At 41.5% G+C, this 21,708-nt stretch carries 10 protein-coding genes; 5 read left to right on the plus strand and 5 right to left on the minus strand.

Going from position 1 to position 21,708, the window contains the following annotated elements:
• Positions 1-3,994: hypothetical protein (locus F9K23_08380; GenBank protein KAB2916116.1), on the minus strand; the 3,994-nt coding region annotated here is incomplete at its 3' end.
• Positions 3,995-4,670: 676 nt separating this feature from the next.
• Between F9K23_08380 and F9K23_08385 the strand changes: the two genes are divergently transcribed.
• The 5 genes from F9K23_08385 (at position 4,671) to F9K23_08405 (ending at position 18,457) form a co-directional block, all read left to right on the plus strand.
• Positions 4,671-11,876 carry a PKD domain-containing protein gene (locus F9K23_08385; protein KAB2916117.1) on the plus strand — a complete coding sequence of 2,402 codons (7,206 nt, stop codon included), beginning with the start codon at positions 4,671-4,673 and terminating at the stop codon, positions 11,874-11,876.
• A 250-nt stretch (positions 11,877-12,126) separates the two neighbouring features.
• Positions 12,127-12,549, plus strand: a complete 423-nt coding sequence (locus tag F9K23_08390; GenBank protein ID KAB2916118.1) for a hypothetical protein — start codon at positions 12,127-12,129, stop codon at positions 12,547-12,549.
• A 172-nt stretch (positions 12,550-12,721) separates the two neighbouring features.
• Positions 12,722-13,804 (plus strand): efflux RND transporter periplasmic adaptor subunit, encoded by a 1,083-nt coding sequence (locus tag F9K23_08395; protein ID KAB2916119.1) that lies wholly within the window; start codon positions 12,722-12,724, stop codon positions 13,802-13,804.
• A 23-nt stretch (positions 13,805-13,827) separates the two neighbouring features.
• Positions 13,828-17,037, plus strand: coding sequence for an efflux RND transporter permease subunit (locus F9K23_08400; protein KAB2916120.1), 3,210 nt, complete (start codon positions 13,828-13,830; stop codon positions 17,035-17,037).
• Positions 17,024-18,457, plus strand: coding sequence for a TolC family protein (locus F9K23_08405; GenBank protein ID KAB2916121.1), 1,434 nt, complete (start codon positions 17,024-17,026; stop codon positions 18,455-18,457). The genes F9K23_08400 and F9K23_08405 overlap by 14 nt, the downstream gene beginning before the upstream one ends.
• A gap of 102 nt (positions 18,458-18,559) precedes the next feature.
• Here the strand turns inward: F9K23_08405 and F9K23_08410 are convergent, their stop codons facing one another.
• The 4 genes from F9K23_08410 to F9K23_08425 form a co-directional block, all read right to left on the minus strand.
• Positions 18,560-19,198 carry a hypothetical protein gene (locus F9K23_08410; protein KAB2916122.1) on the minus strand — a complete coding sequence of 213 codons (639 nt, stop codon included), beginning with the start codon at positions 19,196-19,198 and terminating at the stop codon, positions 18,560-18,562.
• A 213-nt stretch (positions 19,199-19,411) separates the two neighbouring features.
• Complete coding sequence (locus F9K23_08415; protein ID KAB2916123.1) at positions 19,412-19,711, minus strand: hypothetical protein; 300 nt, start codon at positions 19,709-19,711, stop codon at positions 19,412-19,414.
• 5 nt (positions 19,712-19,716) lie between these two features.
• Positions 19,717-19,917 (minus strand): hypothetical protein, encoded by a 201-nt coding sequence (locus tag F9K23_08420; protein KAB2916124.1) that lies wholly within the window; start codon positions 19,915-19,917, stop codon positions 19,717-19,719.
• 110 nt (positions 19,918-20,027) lie between these two features.
• A complete protein-coding gene (locus F9K23_08425; protein KAB2916125.1) occupies positions 20,028-20,309 on the minus strand; it encodes a hypothetical protein in 282 nt (93 codons plus the stop codon).
• Positions 20,310-21,708 lie beyond the last annotated feature (1,399 nt).

The following is a 21,708-nucleotide window of genomic DNA, read 5'->3' on the forward strand; positions in this document are numbered from 1 at the left end:
TCACATCGATGCTGTTAGTGCCCTGACCCGCTATGATCGTTCCGTTCGTTACGGACCAGTTGTAAGTATCCCCGCCGATGTTGGCAGTCGTATAGGTGTATATCTTATTGTGACAAGCCGTGTCGGTGCCTGTTATCACAGGTGCAGGGGTGTATAATATCGTAATGGTGCTATTTACAGTGCTGTCACAGCCCAGTGATGAGGTCTGGGTAAGGGTGATTGTTCCCGTTCCTGCTGTACCCCACAACACATCTACACTGTTAGTTCCCTGTCCTGAGATGATGGTTCCGTTGGCGGTGTTCCAACTATAGGTGTCGCCGATGATGTTGGCTGTCGTATACGTGTAAATGTTGTTATGACAAGTCGTGTCGTCGCCCAAGATAATCGGAACCGGAGTATAGATAACGGTTATTGTATCTCTTACTGTGCTGTCACAACCCAAGGGGCTCGTCTGGGTAACCGTTACTACACTATTGCCAACGGTGTCTAACATCACATCGATGCTGTTAGTGCCCTGACCCGCTATGATCGTTCCGTTCGTTACGGACCAGTTGTAAGTATCCCCTCCGATGTTGGCTGTCGTGTAGGTATATATCTTATTGTGACAAGCTGTGTCGGTGCCTGTTATCACAGGTGCAGGGGTGTATAAAATAGTAATGGTGCTATTTACAGTACTATCGCAACCGGCGGGGGATGTTTGAGTTAAAGTTACTGTTCCGGTACCCACCGTATCGAATGCTACGGTAATGCTATTAGTGCCTTGTCCGCTAATAATACTGCCATTACTTGCTGACCATGTATAAGTGTCACCAACTACACTGGGTACACTAAAAGTATAGATATTATTGTGACAAGCGGTATCAGGTCCTGTGATTACAGGTGCAGGGGTGTAAAGTACTACTGTGGTTGCACTTATAGTACTATCACAACCGGCAGGGGATGTTTGAGTTAAAGTAACCGTTCCGGTACCCACCGTATCGAATGCAATGGTAATGCTATTAGTGCCTTGTCCGGTAATAATACTGCCATTACTTGCTGACCATGAATAAGTATCGCCAACTACATTAGGTACATTGAACGTATAAATCTTATTATGACACGCCGTATCGGGACCACTGATAATAGGCGCAGGAGTATAAAGTACTACTGCGGTTGTACTTATAGTACTATCACAGCCGGCCGGTGACATTTGGAGGATAGTAACCGTTCCGGTACCCACCGTATCAAAGGCAACGGTAATGCTATTAGTGCCTTGTCCGCTAATAATACTGCCATTACTTGCTGACCATGTATAAGTATCTCCAACTACACTGGGTACACTAAAAGTATAGATATTATTATGACACGCGGTATCGGTACCACTGATAATAGGTGCAGGGGTATAAAGTACTACTGCGGTTGTACTTATAGTACTATCACAGCCGGCGGGGGATGTTTGAGTTAAAGTTACAGTTCCGGTACCCACCGTATCGAATGCAACGGTAATGCTATTAGTGCCTTGTCCGCTAATAATACTGCCATTACTTGCTGACCATGAATAAGTATCGCCAACTACACTAGGTACACTAAAAGTATAAATCTTATTATGACACGCGGTATCGGGACCACTGATAATAGGTGCAGGAGTATAAAGCACTACTGCGGTTGCACTTATTGTACTATCACAACCAGTCGGTGACATTTGGAGGATAGTAACCGTTCCGGTACCCACCGTATCAAAGGCAACGGTAATGCTATTAGTGCCTTGTCCGCTAATAATGCTTCCATTACTTGCTGACCATGTATAAGTATCACCTACTACACTGGGTACACTAAAAGTATAGATATTATTATGGCAAGCCGTATCAGGTCCTGTAATTACAGGTGCAGGGGTATAAATAATAACTATACTATCGCTCACCGTGCTGTCGCAACCTAAAAGGGATGTTTGGGTGAGCGTTACAACGCCCGTTCCTACAGTACCCCAAAGAACATCTATACGACGGGTGCCTTGCCCTGCAACGATTGTTCCATTACTAACAGACCATAAATAAGTATCGTTATCAACAGCAGGTACGCTGTACCTCATAATACTATTATGGCACGCTGTATCAGGCCCCGTGATTACAGGTGCGGGGGTATATAATATAACTACCGTATCGGCTACTGTGCTATCGCAGCCAAAAGCTGAAGTCTGGGTTAATGTTATTACTCCCGTTCCAACAGTATCCCAAAATACGGTTACTGAATTAGTACCTTGTCCGGTAATTAAAGTTCCGTTTGAGATTGACCAGTTGTAACTATTTCCGGCAATGTTGGTTACAGCATAAGTATATATTTTATTACTACATGATGAATCAAAACCGCTGATAGAAGGTGTTGGTTTTTGAACAATAAGAATACTATCACTCACGGTACTATCGCAACCATTTGGATTGGTAACTGAAACAGTAATAATACCCGTGCCGTAACTGTTCCAAAAAACATTTACCGAGTTAGTTGATTGGCCGCTTGTAATAGCGCCGCCTGAAACCGACCATGAATATGTTTGTCCGGCGCTAAATGGTAAAGAATATACTACTGATTCAAACTCACAGGCTGAATCAGGTCCTGCTATGGATGGTTTTGGAGTCTCGAACACCCAAACCGTGTCTATTACAGTCGTATCACAATACGTTTGGTTTGAACGACGATAAAGGGTAATAGTTCCTATGCCTATTGTATCCCATTTAACAAAAACAGCATTCTGCGAATTCGACCCAACGATACTACCTCCGGTAACACTCCAAGTGAATGAATCGGTTAATGACGCACCAGTTAAATAAGAGTGAGTTTCAAACTGACAAACAGTATCAGGGCCGGTAAAATTACCTAACGGATTTTCTTCAACAGTTATCACTACAATATCTGTATCCGCAGGGCAAGTACCATTACCCGTAGTAATCAAACTTAACGTGGCTTGGCCTAATAATAAATCTGCTGCGCTAAGCGTATAGTTTGCATTTAAGGTGGTGGCGGCGGGAGAAAATGTTCCCGTTCCCGACCAAATACCTCCGGTAGCTTGTTGTACTGAACCATTCAGTTGCAGCACCCCGTCACTTCGGCAAACAAAAGTATCAATACCGGCATGGGCCAAAATACTACTCGAATAGCCTGTAACAACTACGGTATCTCTTGCGAAGGAGCATCCTAACGAGTCGAGCAAAGAAACGATATAGGTTCCCGTGTCTACATATTGAACACTATCGCCTAAGCCACTACCTCCTATATGGCTCCAGTAAAATTTATAGGGTCTTAGCCCCCCCGTACCGTGGGCAGTGATGGTAGTTGCGGTATCCCCAAAACAAATAGTTGGGTTTTGAGGTAATATCTGTACAGCTAAATCGGTAACAAAATATACAGTAACCGTGTCACAAAACGAAGTGCCGGCACAACCTCCTAATATGGGACCACACGCCCTATAATTAATTGAAGACGGGAAAGTTCCTGACGGTGTAACAGTTACACTATCGCAACCGCTTGTGCAATTTAAAAAACTATTATAGGTAGCATTGTAAGGAACCGACTCCCAGGTAATACTATCCTCCACCAATCCACTAACACTAATTCTACCTACACAGGCCATTGAAACGGTGATACCTGGTGAAATTTGCGGTGCCGGTATTGCTGTTATACTATACTCGTTTTGATTATTACCCGGCTTACAAAAAGTAAGAACGTGAGGTCCTACCCCATTCAAACATATATCAGCTCCAACGGCGTATGAAGGACCGCACCCTATTTGATAAAACAACGAACCTGAAGGAACCGCGCCCGAATGAAAATCGAAACGGATACCTTGAGATAAAGAATCTAAATAGACGGTGAACTTGATACAACGGTCAGGGTTGCTCGTACCACAACAGTTATCCTTTCTTGAAACGCTAGGACTTATCCACACGCTATCAGGGTTGCCCCTTAAATCAGCCACAAAAGCAGGAACGGTAGTATCACATTGCCCATAAACACTTGTCATGGAGGCTATTAGCATAACCACCACAATTAAGTACAGTTTTTTTAGGCTCGTTTCCTCTTTCCGTGTCTGGAAGGTTTGTTTTATCACCGCGTGTTCTAAAGGCTTAATTATTAACTACAAGCGCAAACGAAGGTACAAACTAAATACAATGCTTTAAATAAATAGTAAAAAATTTTACGAAAAATAACAGTCGAGTAACACGAAATTACATTTAGATTTTTTGCTCTTGGAGTGAACTAAAGTGCTAAAAAGTAATGCTGGATTACATTTATCCACATTTTCAGCTACCACACTACAGTACCGAAACCAGTGATTTATCTGCACCATTAATCACTAAAAGAACACCAACAATCTGCAAAAAACATACACACCTCCCCTATTGTAATTTTTTTGTCCAAATTTAAAAAAAAACAAACACTATAGTTCATTCGTTCTAATTACCCTTAATCACAAATTGAGAATTCCCGTTGCTATAGCGCGTATTTATTGAAGTTAAAGAAAAAAGTTTCGCTTTTATCAGGCATTATTCATTTCCAAATGCAATCCTCTAACTACGACTTTAGTATTACAAAAACCCGCACTTTCTTTTAAAAAATCATACAATATGCGTATTTCTAGCCGATAGACTCAGGATAAATTTGTTGAGATATATAATGTCTAACCTATAATTCTTGACATGAAACACAAATTTTCTATTTTTAGCTGGCTTATGCTCTTCCTGCTGTTTACCCTGCAACCGCTGCGGGGAAACTCAGGATACTCCGAGAGGCTCGGGGTTGAATCTTACACTTTAATGGAATCGCCGCCCGCGGTGGGTTTCACTTACACTACCAACGGTGGTTGCGCACCGGTAATTGTGCAGTTTTACAGTCAACTCTCAGGCCCTTCCTACTCGTGGACTTTCGGCGATGGAGGGACAAGTCCGGATTGTAATCCCATACACACTTACACCACTCCGGGTACGTATACGGTAACCCTGACAGCAACAGGGGGAACCTATACCACCACTATTACGGTGGGAGCTGTTCCGGTGGTTACATTTGGAGGCGACTCAGTTAGCTGCCAAGGCGATGTAAAATCTTACACCGCTACCAGTACAATTCCGGCAGCGTCATACAGCTGGAACCCTATCGGGGGAATACTGGGGCCTAACACTGCCTCATCGGCAACTATTACATGGACTTCTTACGGTATTAATTACATCGATTACACAATAACCACAGCTCAAGGCTGTACCAAAGTTTTTAGGTATAAGGTAAAAGTAATCCCTCCTCCGATGGTGAATTTGCCTTGTTGCGAAGAACCCAAACGAGATACTATTAAAAACCCTAATTCGGTGGTTGTAAACCCTCCGCATAACGAGTTTGAGCCAGGCGGTAAAGAGCCTTGTTCGGTTTGTGCGGGTAGTTATTCATGCTATCAAGGCAGTGTTGACCCTTTGTTTGGTATTGCCGGCGACTTTACTTGGAACTGGAGTATTACCAATGGAACTATTGTTTCTATCAGTCCTGATTCTACCAAATGTTGTGTGGTTTGGGGATCTAGCGGTATTGGTAAAATAAAGCTAACCATTACCCACAAAATATACGGTTGCCAAACAGTAAGAGATTGTGAGGTGACTATAAACCCCGGTATTGTGCCTATGCTAGCAATAACAGGCGCTTGTATGTATACCCCTGTTGATTTTGATGCTTCAGGCACTACTCCTTTAAGTGATGTTGACCACTTCTTTTGGGAATTTGGCGACGGCTATACCCAAACCACCACTGATGCCTTTACTACCCATGAATATGATTTTGCAGGTACTTACACTGCTACTGTAACTATTACTACCAAAGAAGGTTGCGAGTATAAGGTTAGTAAAACGTTTAAAATTAACTCAGGTTCAAGACCTGTTATTGAATGCCCCGGTACTGTTTGCGAAGGCAGCAGGCAATGCTATACTACAACGCATATTACAGGTGCTACATACATTTGGACGGTTACGGGCGACGTTTCACATACTGCTGTTGGTAATGAAGTATGCGTAACGTGGGGAACCGGCCCGGTAGGTAAAGTTGAGGTAAAAGTTTTAGGCGGCGGATACACTTGTACAAATACTGTGAGTGTTGAAGTTCCTATTGTTAGTTCAACAATACCTGTTTTTGGTCCCGACTATATTTGTTTCAGTTCAAGCTCGTTAGATGTTTCTACAACTAACTATTCAGGTGCTTGCTATATCTGGAAAGTAAACGGCATTATACAACCTGCCGCTACCAACGTACTTACATTTAACCCAATGTTTTATGGCACAGTATTAAACATTGAAGTTGAAGTTGATTTTGGATTAGGTTGCTGCCACGGAAAAGGCACAAAAACGGTAACCCGACTTCCTGAATATACAATGATACCACCCGGAGATGCCTGTATCGGGCAGATGGTAACCTATAACCTTTTCTTCCCCGCAGGTATACCTACCCCGCCTGTTGCATGGAGTGTTAAAGGCGGACATATTGTAGCTTCTTCACCTACCTCAGTTACTATAGTATGGGATGAAGTTGGTACAGGCAAGATAACCGCCGGTAACAACACCCCTACCCAATATTGCAACGATAAAAACAACAACACTTGGGATGTGAAAGTATGGGCAAAAGCTGTAGGTGAGGCCATTTCAGGGCCTAAGCTTGTGTGCGCCGGTACTACCGAAACGTATTACCACGGATTTGAATCGCCAACGGTTTCAGCTGTAATGACTGTTGGGGGCGGACCTATTGTAACACCCGGTTTATACTCTTCGGATGTTTCATTCCCTGCATCAATCACAGTGCCTACTACCTACGTGCTTGCAGTTACTTATAACTTAGGTGCACTGCCAGGATGCGATAGTACTGTATATGATACCGTTGTGGCAATACCTATTGCCATTCCTACTTTTAGTACCATTGCTCACCAATGTGAGGGCGATATTGTTACTTATAATGCAAGTAATATTGACAGTAACTATTATGAATGGGAAGTAATAGGCGGTAGCGTGCTTTCGCACACTTATACGGGTACCAACCTATCAATAACTGTACAGTGGAATAGTACTGTAACCAGCAGTATTACGGTTAAAAACAAAGTGTGCGGCACCAGCAATTCACAGGCTGTAACAGTTAATGGCAAGCCCGTAGTTATTATTACCGCGAGCGATGTTGATTGTTCGGTTCCCTTTAGAACACTGCGTGTAGCTCCTGTTTGGGCTAGTTATTCGTGGAGTACAGGTTCAGTAACAAATACTACAAACATAGGGTTGCCCGGAACCTACTCTGTTACTATCAGCAATGGCGTTTGCTCTAATACAGGCAGTATTTCAATACCTGTAGTAGTGCCTACCCCTCCTGATATTACCTCATTCACAGTTACTTCATCACCGTATATGTTCTGCCCCAAATACAATACTATTTGCGGTAACGTAACACCCGGTACAGGAAGCATCGCTTCTTACTCATGGAGTTTCAGCGGATTCACCACTTCATCATCAAGTTTGCCTTGCCCGGCCGTAGCCTTGTCAGCAATGCCCGGTCCCAGCACAGGAACTTGGTTTTTAACAGTTACGGATATTTACGGTTGTCATGACACTATGAGCGGCAGCTTAATGGATAGCTGCGTAATTGACACCAGTGGTTACGACCCTTGGGATCCGGATACCCCATGTACATCAGTAGCTACTTTTGGAATTTCTTACGACCCTTGTACAGGGCAGTTTACCAGCACCGGAACAAACTACTCTGCCGTGCTTTGGAATTTTGGGGACAATACTTGGGGCAGTGGTTTTAATCCGACCCATTTTTATACCTCTCCTTGTTCAAAAACTGTTCTATGCTACGTTACTGATATATTCAATTGTACAAAAGTATTTACGTTTACAATATCCGTCCCCTATGTCTTCCACAACTTAGGTGTTACAGCCGCTAACTCACCTTGCACGGGGGCAACCTCCGTCTCCGCAACTGGACTTAGCATTTGTCCGGGTAGTGGTTTAACACCTACCTACACTTGGTCGGTAATGCCAACGGGTACAACTTCAGTAATTTATAGTGTTACAACTACTTCGTCAACCCTTGCCGTTGGTTCAATTACTTCCATACCCAATGGTAATTACGATGTAACGGTTGTAATGAATGTTTCAGGATGCACACGCACAGTGAACGGCCATTTCGACAAAGGCGGGCTGAAAGCTGACTTTGTAAGCTGTGGCGGATGTGATGGTTCACCACTTACATTTATTGACCAATCAATACCTTATACTGCACCGCTTATTAAATGGGAATGGACATTCACAGGGCCAACAACTGTAACATCATTCTTACGTAATCCAACAGTAATACTCTCTGCAGGATGGTATACCGTATCATTAAAGGTTACTGATAATGTGCCCTGTACCAATACTCACACCACCTCTGTTTACATTGAACCTCCGTTTGTTCCGGGTGATATATTAGTTAATGGTATATCAACCCCATCAGGTACCAAGTTTACTATTTGCCCCGGTTCAAGTTATACACTTACCGCACCTCCGGGCCTAACTTACACATGGTCAAACGGCAGCATCATAAACACGACCTCTGTAACAGAACAGGGCGACTACTACGTAACCGTCACCGATTCAAACAATTGCGTTGCCAAAGTAGGACCTATTAAATTCCGTTACAAACCCGCACCTGAAGCCATTATACAATACTCGGGCAACCAGTGTGCGCCCCGTTTGTTGCGTGCATTTACAGGTATCGGTTACACTTACAACTGGAGTTATCCCCCCGGACCATCTACATCAACACAGCCATACATTACCCTGAATACCAGCGGACTTGTTACGCTTTCGGTAAGTAATTTACACGGATGTAGTGCCACAACCACTCAAAACTATACGGTGTACCCAACTCCTACTGCGGTTATAAATTATCCGACCCCGTATTGCGGTACTCCGGTTACACTGAACGGAAACCCGTCAGGAGGTACAACTCCTTATACCCATGTATGGAACAACGGCAGCACGGCTTCTACTACAGTTGCCAACCAACCCGGCTTGTACAAATACAAAGTAAAAGATGTAAACGGTTGCGTGGCCGAGGCTTCACTAGACCTTCAGCCTGCATTACCTCCCGGCATGGATTTGTTACCCCACGGTTGCTACGATGTTTGCGGCCCTGTTAATTTCTGTACAGGTACAATGCCTTGGGGCTGGACCGGCCAATGGTTCTTGGGTGCAATGCCTTACGGACCTATGATACCTCAGGGGGGCACTATAGCTACAACGTTTGCATCATCAGGCACTTATGTCTTGCATTACACTCCTGTAAACCCAATGATATCATGTCCTGCTGTATCTAAACCAATTACTATTAATATCACAGCACTTCCTACTTTCTCAATTATTGCTCCTTCTGCACCTGCCTACATTTGCGTTGGCGGTAGCGATAGTGTATTGTTGAAAGTAGACTCGTGCAACTACTTGCAGTTTACTTATACATGGTATAAAGGCACTACAATAGTGGGCACAGGTTGTAATTTTTATGCTACCGACTCTGGCACATACACTGTTAGGATTGCCAAAAACCCTTGTTGCTATGTTGATTTAAGTATCACCATTTATGGTCGCAATTGCTGTATCGAAACACCCAATGTTCCTTTCCACAAAATACTTGCTCCTGTAACTTATACGGGCAACATGTATTGGGAAGGCACTTACTACATCGATTCTGTAGTAACTGTTTTAGGACCCAATGCGATACTTGATATCACCAACGTTGATTGCATATTCGGGCCAAACGGTACCATTGTGGTAACACAAGGAGCTTTCTTACGTACCAATAACTCGGTATTGCGTCCTTGCAAAATTGATGATATATGGAAAGGTATTTCTTTCGTAGGCAGCTCTGCCGGATGGATAAACCAAACTACCATCAAAAATGCAATTATCGGGGTTGATGTAATTGGTAACCCACAAGGTGTTAGGCTAACGGATAACTCGTTTATCAAATGCCAAATCGGGGCTCAACTTACCAACTCGTTCTTGCAGCAATCAATCAGCGGTAACACATTTGAAATTGATGAAACGCAATTGCCCTACCCTGCTACACCAAATGATTATTGGGGTATCAAAATGTATGGCACCGATATGACCGGATTAATTGCCCAAAACGATTTCAGGCATGTGGAACCTCAAAACACATTGAACAGGTATTTTGGTGTCTATGGAGATGCGTCAAGCTTCACCGTTTCTGAAAATCATTTCAATGATATGTTCAGGTCTATTGATATTACCAATAACAGCAATGTGGTAACCATAGAGGATAATACTATCAAGCTTAATAAATTAAAAACCAGCTATGATATTTATCAAATACGCAACACCAACTGCTTAAAACCTGTGCTTATTTATGAAAATGAAATGGATAACGGCCTAGCTGATAATTCATTTGCAGGTGCTATTTATTGTGCAAACACTATACGTACCCACATTAAAGACAATAAAATCAACGGGCACTCGGTGGGTATTATGGCCTCAAATACTGATGATATTCATATTGCTACTAATGAAATAACCAATAGTATGAATTTGGGTATCGGGTTAATGAGCACCCGCGGTTCAATTGTAGGTTGCAATACCATTAACTCAATGGTTACCACCAGCAATGCGCCAATAGGTATCAGAGAGTATTATGGCGACGGAACTTCAAGTATTTATGCTAACTGTATATTTAATATGCACACAGCCATTGACTTGAAGGGTATAGGCGCTGCTCCACAATTACCAGCATTGTACAATAACTATATGTATAATTATTCGACATTTGGTATACACAACAACAACTACGGTGGTGCCATTGGCGGCCCCGGTGGTGCTGTTAATGCCGGTAGAAATACATTTATGAGTAACGATGGTGCTTTAGGTGGTGCTATTGATATCTTCTCTGCACCGGGCATTACTGAGGGTGGAAACTTTGGGGTACTGTTTACTGTGGGCGTTGCAACAACCACAAACCCTGACCAATTCTACTCTACAGCAGCCTGCGGACATCAAATCCAAAACACTTATGCTAATAACCAGCTGGATAAATACAACGTTTGCGATAACTACAACTTGCAACAATGGATATCTCCGTTGGTTGCCGGTGGATATACAGTAGGTACTCCGGCACAACCGTTTACTACAGCCACACTAAATGAAGCCTTGAAAAACGGTGAAAACCAAGTGATAGGCGGTATTACTGCCTTTATGCTAAAAGGCGGTGAGGTTGCCAAACAAACGGCCGATGCGGTATTAGCTTCTGAAATGGAGAAAAACTTAGCCGCTTCGCTAATTGTGTACAATTTCATCACAATTTCGCAACCGGCACTGGCTGCAACTTATCTAAACTCAGCAGAATTAAGCTCAATTGATGCTGACCTAAGGTTTGTGTTGAACACCGAAATAATGTTGGCTACAGATGCCAAACTTGACGGTGGCCAAGTGGGAAGGCTTAAACAAATTGATGATAGTGAAGTACGCTACAGTTCTCTTGCCAGAGAGGTAGTACAAGCCATTAACGGCGATCACGATTATAAGTTTGCAAAAATGCCCGACCCTGAGTTTGCAACCGTTGATAATAAGTTGGACCGTAAAGCAAACAGCATGGTTGTTTATCCTGTTCCGGCTTCGCAACAAATTACGTTGAAACATAATGTAAGAAATGCTAACGTACAGGGCATTAAGATAGTTTCGGCTATCGGCACTGAAGTTACATCGTTTACATACACTACAAATGCAGGCGAAATAAGCATTGATATTTCAACGCTTTCTCCCGGTATTTATACCGTAATACTTGCTACTGATGATACTAATACTCCGTTTATGAACAGCCGCTTCATTAAGCAGTAATACACTCATCATCCTGCTTTGACAGTAAAAGCTGCCCTCAAAAGGGGCAGCTTTTTTTATACCCTATACTATCTTTTAGTATCAGCCGTTTGTTAAATTTGAATGACAATGATTTGAGTGATTAACAAACAGATATTATCAAAATGCTAGCCAATATTTTCAATACCCAACACGCTGTATTACAAACCATTAACAAGTTGGTATCTTTTTTGTATTTCAATGTAAATTGATGTAATCTTGCATACCTAAAATGATAAGGGTACTGGCAAAATATCTCATATCTTTTTTTATCCTATTGTTGTGCGGCAATAGTAATCCTGCTATTCCGTCACACCAAGACAGTGCGCAGTATTCTTCGGTAAATGATTACAGAACAGGCGAGTTTGTAAACCTTAACGAAGCCTTTCACAGCGCAACATTTTCAAAAAAACCTTATACACCAGGTACCAAAAGACTTCATCACGATTTAATCGCTCCGATTTTTGAAAATGAAGAAGAAGACAAACTAACCCACGCAAAAAAGTATTTAAACAGTAATAACTACTTTATTCCTCTTTTCTCTATCAACACTTCTCCCTATCACATCAACTTCACAAGTCAAGTCTCTTATCCCAATAATAATCTATCTGAACACACACACCGTCATATTGCATTCGGTGTATTCAGGATATGATGATGTTAATCCATAAGGCTCAAACTTCAAGCCTTTAACTCCACTATCTACGTTCATTTATAAGAGTACCTATTCGTCGTCGGTGTATCGCACCGAGTGATGACGCGTGTGTTTATGCTTCACACCTCTTAAAAAGCATTCCAACGAAATAACATCTTAAAAAATAAAATTTATGAGAAAAACTCTCATGTTTATGGGCTTGTGCGCATTGTTGTGCTATACAAGCTGCAAAACAAAAGACGAAGTAAAAGAAGAGGAAACTAAGTTTATTGTAACCAGTGTATTGAAAAAAGATACGCTTACTACCAGAGAGTACGTGTGCCAAATCCATGCTATTCAACACATTGAATTAAGAGCCCTTGAAAGAGGTTACCTGCAAAAAATTTATGTTGACGAAGGACAGTTTGTAAAAGAAGGGCAAATGATGTTTCAGATTATGCCCGCTCTTTACCAAGCTGAACAGCAAAAGGCGCAAGCCGAAGCCAACTTTGCTGAAATTGAATACCTGAATACCAAGGCATTGGCCGATAGTAATGTGGTATCTAAAAACGAATTGGCAATGGCAAAAGCCAAGTACGATGAGGCAAAAGCTAAACTATTGCTGGCAAGTGTGCATTTAGGATTTACTGAAATACGTGCTCCCTTTAGCGGTATTATGGACCGATTTCATGTGAGGCAGGGTAGCCTTTTAGAGGAGGGGGATTTGCTTACTATTCTTTCTGATAACAGTAAAATGTGGGTGTATTTTAATGTGCCCGAGGCCGAATATTTGGACTACAAAAGCCATTTGACAAAAGATAGTTTGTTTAAAGTGAACCTGTTGATGGCTAACCAACAAAAGTTTGAATTTACAGGGGTGGTTGAAACGATTGAAGCTGATTTTAATAACGAAACCGGAAATATTGCATTTAGGGCCACATTCCCCAACCCCAAAGCCCTGCTTAGGCATGGACAAACGGGCAATATATTAATGACTGCCCCCATGAGAAATGCCTTATTAATTCCTCAAAAAGCTACGTTCGAAATTCTTGAAAAACGCTACGTGTTTGTAGTAGATAAAGACAATGTGGTGAGGCAACGCGAAATAACCGTTAGTGCTGAAATGCCCGACATTTATGTGGTGAAAAGCGGTTTAAAAGAAAACGAAAGAATACTGCTGGAAGGCATACGGAAGGTAAAGGATAAAGATAAAATTACCTGCGAGTATGAAGAGCCAAACAAGGTGTTCCAACACTTGAAAGTATATGTTGAGTAGTGTAATGATAAAAGAAGAAGCAAATGTTTAATAAATTTATTCATAGGCCCGTACTAGCTATAGTAATATCACTTGTTATTATATTCCTAGGTACGCTGGCCATTGAAACGCTGCCTACATCACAATTTCCCGAAGTTGCACCCCCCGTAGTAATGGTGAGTGCATCCTACCCCGGTGCCAGTGCAAAATCGCTTACTGAATCAGTTATTATTCCCCTTGAGCAAGCCATCAACGGTGCTTGGGGTATGCGCTACATGGCCTCCGATGCCACCAGCGCGGGTGAAGCCAACATACAGGTGATTTTCAATCCCGGTACTGATATCAACCAAGCACTCGTGCAGGTATCCAACCGTGTGGAGCAGGTGAGAAACCGCCTCCCCGATTTAGTGCAGCGCGAAGGCGTGGTGATTACTCCTGTAATTCCCAGTATGCTTATGTATGTAAACCTTTACAGCAAGGATACCAGTGCCAACATGAAATTCCTGTTCAACTATGCAGGGGTAAACATGGTACCTGAACTGCAAAGGATAAACGGTATAGGCCAAGTAAGAATATTGGGTAGCCGCCAGTACGCAATGCGTGTATGGCTGAATCCCGACCGTATGCGTGCTTACAACATCTCTCCCGATGAGGTAATGGAAGCACTGGCCGACCAAAGTATTATCGGTAAGCCCGGTAGGATTGGCCGTGGCGACGGTAGCAGAGCCGAAGCCCTTGAGTATGTATTGGCTTACTCTGACCGTTTTAACGACCCTAAACAATATGAAAACGTTATTGTAAAAGCCAACCCCGAAGGTGAGATTTTAAGGCTAAAAGATATTGCCACGGTTAACTTAGGTAGTGAGTACTACGATATTTACTCCAACATGAACGGCCACCCCTCGGCTGCGATTGTATTAAAGCAAACATACGGTAGTAACGCCAGCGAGGTAATTAAAGAAGTAAAAGCCAAGTTAGAAGAGTTAAAAGGCTCATTTCCTCCGGGTATGGAATACGAGGTGAGTTACGACGTTTCTAACTTCTTGGATGCCTCTATTGAAAACGTAATCCATACCCTGCGCGATGCTTTTATCCTTGTGGCGTTGGTAGTATTTATTTTCTTGGGTGATTGGCGTTCTACCCTTATCCCAACCTTAGCCGTTCCTATATCACTGGTAGGAGCTTTCTTCTTTGTGCAGTTGTTTGGGCTAACCATTAACATGATTACCCTGTTTGCGCTTGTACTGGCCATTGGTATAGTGGTGGATGATGCTATTGTGGTGGTAGAGGCCGTCCATGCCAAAATGGAAGAAGAACCTCACCTCTCCCCTTACAATGCAGTAAAAAAAGTGCTCGGTGAAATTAGCGGTGCTGTTATCGCCATTACACTGCTAATGGTATCTGTGTTTGTTCCTGTATCCTTTATGACAGGCCCCGTGGGAACCTTTTACCGGCAATTTTCAATCACCATGGCCTCTTCTATCGTGCTCTCTGGTATTGTGGCCCTTACGGTAACCCCCGTGCTGTGTGCAATGATTTTGAGGAATACCCACGGAAAACCTAAAAAGAAAACTTGGCTTAACCGCGCACTTGACGGGTTTAACCGCGGCTTTGAAAAACTTACAGGCAAATACGTTTGGTTGCTGCGTTTAATTGCACACCGACGCATAGTTACCTTCGCGTTTTTTGCGCTGTTTGCATTAGGTATCTTCTTTATATCAAACAGCTTACCTACAGGGTTTATCCCAAGCGAAGACCAAGGGATGCTGTATGCCATTATACAAACCCCTCCGGGCTCAACCCTTGAACGAACCAACGACTTATCGAACAAGTTAGAAGAACACATCTTATCGGTTGAGGGAGTAAAATCGGTTTCGTCCATTGCAGGGTATGAAGTACTTACCGAAGGACGGGGCTCAAACGCGGGTACTTGTCTTATCAACCTAAAACCTTGGTCGGAGCGAAAACACACAGTGGTTGAAATTATTGAAGAACTGGAGGAAAAAGCCAAAGACATTCCCGGTGCGACCATTGAATTTTTTGACCCTCCGGCTGTACCCGGCTTTGGTGCTGCGGGCGGATTTGCTTTACAGTTGTTGGACAAAACCAACTCAGGCGACTACAAAGAGTTGGAAAAGGTTACCACTGATTTTATGAGCGAGTTGAAAAAACGTAAAGAGCTTACAGGCTTATTTACCTTTTTTATCGCCAATTATCCGCAATACGAAATTGAAATTGATAACCAACTGGCCATGCAAAAGGGTGTAACCATTGGCAATGCCATGAATACGCTCTCTATTTACGTGGGAAGTACCTACGAGTTGGGTTTCATCAAATACCAACGTTTCTTTAAAGTGTTTGTGCAGGCCGCTCCCGAATACCGTAGGCTGCCAACGGATGTAATGAACCTGTTTGTGAAGAACGATAAAGAAGAGATGGTGCCCTTTTCAGCCTTTATGAAAATAAAGAAAACACAAGGGCCTAACGAGATTAACCGATACAACATGTACAATACCGCCGGTATTAGAGGGGGGCCTGCCAATGGATTTAGTAGCGGTGAAGCCATAAAAGCCGTACAAGAAGTTGCCGCCCAAACCCTACCCCACGGATATGATATTGACTGGGCAGCATTGTCGTACGATGAAACAAGACGCGGAAACGAAGCCATTTACATTTTCATTATCGTGTTGGTGTTTGTGTACTTTGTACTGGCCGCACAATACGAGAGCTTTATTATCCCATTGGCCGTTGTTTTCTCATTACCTGCGGGTGTTTTCGGTTCATTCTTACTGATTAAAGGTTTAGGACTGGCCAATGACATTTACGCTCAAGTAGGGCTGGTAATGCTGGTTGGTTTGTTGGGTAAAAACGCGGTGCTTATTGTTGAGTTTGCCGTACAAAAACACCGGCAAGGAGCCTCCGTGCTCGAAGCTGCCATTGAAGGTGCTAAAGTACGTTTCCGTCCTATCCTTATGACCTCGTTTGCGTTTATCGCCGGCCTTATTCCGCTGGTGATTGCTCACGGTGCAGGTGCTATTGGTAACCGTACCATAGGGTCGTCAGCACTGGGTGGTATGCTTTTCGGTACCATCTTCGGGGTAATTATCGTGCCCGGTTTGTATTTCATTTTCGGCTCTCTTGCCTCAGGACGCAAACTGATAAAAGACGAGGAAGACGATTCGCTCACCGAAAACCTAACCCATTCATTAGACCATTTTCCGCAACCCGATAGTGAAGGCAATGACAATAAATAACATATATAAACCCTTGGGGATTATCTGTATTGCGCTGATATACGCAAGTTGTAATATCCCCACTATAGTTCAGAAAAAAGAGAATAAAACAGTGCCTGCCTCATACAACAGTGAGCAGGACACTGTTAACTCAGCAACGGTGAAATGGAAGGACTTTTTTACCGACCCTTACCTCATCGCCCTCATTGATACTGCAATAAAGAACAACCAAGAACTGAATATCACTTTGCAGGAAATTCAGGTATTGCAAAATGAAATACGGGCTAAACGAGGAGAATACCTACCCTTTGTTGGACTTGGCGGTGGTGCAGGTGCAGAGAAAACAGGCCGATACACCAGATTGGGAGCCATGGAAGCAACCACCGAAATTGAACCCGGAAAGGAAATGCCCGACCCTGTGCCCGATTTCATGGTAACTGCAATGGCCTCGTGGGAACTGGATATTTGGAACAAGCTGCACAATGCAAAAAAATCAGCGGTAACCAAATACCTATCGTCGGTAGAAGGAAGAAACTTCATGGTAACCTCGTTGGTGGCTGAAATTGCAAACTCATACTATGAGCTAATGGCATTGGATAACCAATTATCAATATTGCAAAGCAATATTCAGATACAGCAAGACGCTTTGGAAATTGTGAAACTGCAAAAAGATGCGGCCAAGGTTACCGAATTGGCAGTACGCAAATTTGAAGCCGAGGTATTTAAAAACCAAAGCCATCAGTTTTATATCCTACAAGCCATAAGGGAAACCGAAAACCGTATTAATTTTTTGGTAGGCCGATTCCCCCAGCCGGTGTTAAGGAACTCTCAATCGTTTAACGAATTAACTCCAACAATTGTTAAAGCCGGAATTCCATCACAGTTGTTGCAAAACCGACCTGATATTAAACAAGCTGAACTTGAACTGGTGGCTGCAAAGCTGGATATTAAAGTAGCAAAAGCCAACTTCTACCCTTCAGTAAGGCTTACTGCGGGTGTGGGGTTAAATGCCTTTAATCCGCAATATTTAGTAACCACACCGCAATCCCTTGCCTACTCGTTGGCCGGAGATTTGGTTGCCCCGCTAATTAACCGAAATGCCATCAAAGCCAGCTACAGCTCTGCCAACGCAAGGCAGGTTCAAGCTGCTTACAATTACGAGCAAACCATTTTAAAGGCTTACATCGAGGTAGTGAACCAACTTTCTAACATCAACAACCTTGATACCAGCTATTCTCTAAAAGCATTGCAGGTGCAAGCCCTTACCCAATCCATCAACATCTCTACCAGCCTTTTTAAATCGGCCAGAGCAGATTACATGGAAGTACTGATGACCCAACGCGATGCCTTAGACTCAAGATTTGACCTTGTAGAAACCAAAATGCAACAAATGAAGGCAATGGTAAATATTTACCGCGCCTTAGGCGGCGGCTGGCGATAAAGATTTATTGAATACACCTATAAGGGGCATTTTACGATTTTGTAAAGTGCCTCTTTTATTTATACGCAGGTGATAATTTTGAATACGACCCCACCCGATTATCTATTTTTTTCCTTTACTCCATTTATCAACCATAGCAAGATAATCAATCTTTTTCCCTAGAAGATTATCTTTCCACTTGTTGTAATATTTTATTAATATATCTTCATCTGCTTCATTCCTATATATTTGACCCGTCAACGTCATTAAATTCCAATAGGGAGAAAATCCTTCATTTTTGGTTTGTGTATTTTTAATTATTTTAGGAACTCCATAATTTACTAAGTCAAAATCTCTTTCTATATCCCAGCTTAGATTGGGAACCTCGGACAAGAGCAGTTCACCAATATAAATGCTCAAATCAAAAACCAATGAAAAAGTAGGCTCAACAAATTTGAACTCTTTATCCACATTAGTATTTAAATTCCTTACATGTAAAGGCAAGTTTTCTTTTTTTTGTTTTATTTCAACTTCACTTAATGGTTTCGTAGAAATATTATCCTTTAGAAAATAGTATATTGCTTTAAGCTTATCAATTGAGAAGTCAATTTTTTCTGTATTGAAAACTAATCCGTAAAACAATTGTAGTCGCCCATGCTTAATCGATAAAAACCAATTAAGGTATTCATCTAAATCCAAGCTCATTTCAACATTGCCTTCAACTAAATAAGAAGGTATCTTAATTTCCGAATAATTATTCATATATTATAATTACGCCTATTTTGTTACTACCTATTTTTGCCCCCCGCTCTCGTAAGTCTGTCGCGCAGGCTGTGCGGCAGCGACTTGTGAGAATATGTAAAATAAGTTTGCAACTTATTCATTCTCTTAAAGTAAAACAATATGCTCCCAATTTTTCGGGACTTCCATAACTTTTTTATACAAAGGTGATAATTTGGGACACGACCCTGCCTACTACAGCCTAATTAAATGTTGATTTTGCTTTGCTAATACTAATAACTCAGCTCCAAAAGTACTTATAACATCTTCTAAACTTGTTCCACACCATGGACAGTGTTTTATTACAATTTCACCGATTGTTATTTTTGAATCTGGCTCAATATTATCTTTAATACTTACAGTCCTAAACTGCAAAGTAAAATAAATATCCTTCTGATTATCTTTCAAACAAGGTATTATTGCAAATCCCCTTGTTCCTGCCATCAAGACCGTATAGTATAGTCTCTCACAACAATATTTATTTTCTTTTTCCATAACAACTATGGTTTTTTATATATACTCTTATAGTTATTCAATTCTTGTGTAATTGGTGGAACAAATCTTATTTCTTCATTCATTACTTTTGTATCAAAATCAAGATCAGTTAAACTTTCAACGCCCCCCGCTCTCGCAAGTCTGTCGCGCAGGCTGTGCGGCAGCGACTTGTGAGAATATGTAAAATAAGTTTGCAACTTATTCATTCTTTTAAAGTAAAACAATATGCTCCCGATTTCTCGGAACCTCCATAACTTTTTATACACAGGTGATAATTTGGGACACGACCAATTTAGACAGTTAAAAAAACCACCAACTATTTTTGACCACTGCCTTTTTCATCTTCGCCATCTTTATGTTCTAGTTCCGGTGTCCTTAGTAATCTCCCCATATAAGTTGAACACCCATATTTCTTTCTGACTTTTTCAGCATAAAGTATACCCAAACAAACTCCAATTGAGATGAGTAATAAGCAAAACCAAATTAAGTCCTTATTTTCAGCATATATGAAAATTGAAATTAATGTGAAGATTAAAACAGGGGAGAAAAATATCATTAACCAAAATATGCTTTCTATTATCCACTTAAAAAATTTCATAGTTTAATTTTTGTAATATAAAATTTATTTTTCGTCTTCTACATTTTCGGTTTGGTTACTGGATTTTCTAAATCTGCATTAGTTTTTTCCATTTCAGCAACTTTATCCTCTAGTACTTGAATTTGTCGAGTTTCCCCCCGCTCTCGCAAGTCTGTCGCGCAGGCTGTGTGGCAGCGACTTGTGAGAATATGTAAAATAAGTTTGCAACTTATTCATTCTCTTAAAGTAAAAAAATATGCTCCCGACTTCTCGGGACTTCCATAACTTTTTTATACGCAGGTGATAATTTGGAACACGACCAAACTACCCCTAATACGCAGCCTCAGCACCCCAAACCCAGTTTACAACATAAGGATAACTATTCAATTTGTAAGTATAAGTTGATACATGTTTCAGAATAGATATTTGTAGGTGTTCTCTTATTTTATCAACATCATGCTTGTGTATACTTCTAATTATCTGTCGTTTTTTAATGGGTGTAAAAAAAATTTTCTTATGCTCGTTGCTCATGTATTCCCAGCCTATATTTCTTGTTGCAAGAATCTCAGAACACATGAATCCATTAATTTTAAGCAACCTATTCTTCGTTTTATAAACCACATACGTGAAACTGCTGTCAAGAATATCCATATAATACTCGTTAGGCATCAAAAAAATTGTAAATTTGACTTTAATTACAAAAAAGTTCCTGTAAACCGTATCGACCTCAATAATATCAACATACTTACTATAATTTATGCTATCACTTACGGTTGAATGAGGTGCTTGAAAAAACACCTTATTATATGTATTGTTTAACAACACAAGATCATTGTATATGATTTTTTTAAACAACGAATCTTGAGCTGATAAGACTTGAAATGTTAGCAGTATGAATAATGTTATCGTGCCTCTCATGTTTTATATTAATTAATTATTATGGATTATATAGCTTAAATTATCTACATCCTCTATGGGATAATTCTTTTTTATTTTATTGAAATCGGCTTCAAATTTATATTGATATTTATAATGACTGTTGACCAGCCCCCACTCACACAACTCTGTCGCGTAGGCTGTGTGGCAGCGACTTGTGAGAATAAATCTGTCCAGTCCACAGTAGCAAAGGTTACAAAATACAGATCATCTGTGTTGTAAAATTTGTAGGTACGACTCATACTGCAAATTACTATTTCGAAGTGACAAACTACGCTTATTTGCCTTCAAAAGTCCCTACCGCTGCTAACCAAGCCATAGACTTGCGATAGCGGGGCATTTTTCAATTTTGTATTATACCCCTTGGAGATTGCTAAAATTTAGTTGGGAAATTAGCCGGACTCCAAATCATCATCAGTTGAAATATGGTTACCATCACAGTCATTATTAATGCAGTAAGATAAAACATAGAATTACCCCGCTC

It is taken from the genome of Bacteroidota bacterium, assembly GCA_008933805.1.
GTDB lineage: Bacteria > Bacteroidota > Bacteroidia > UBA8524 > UBA8524 > SB11.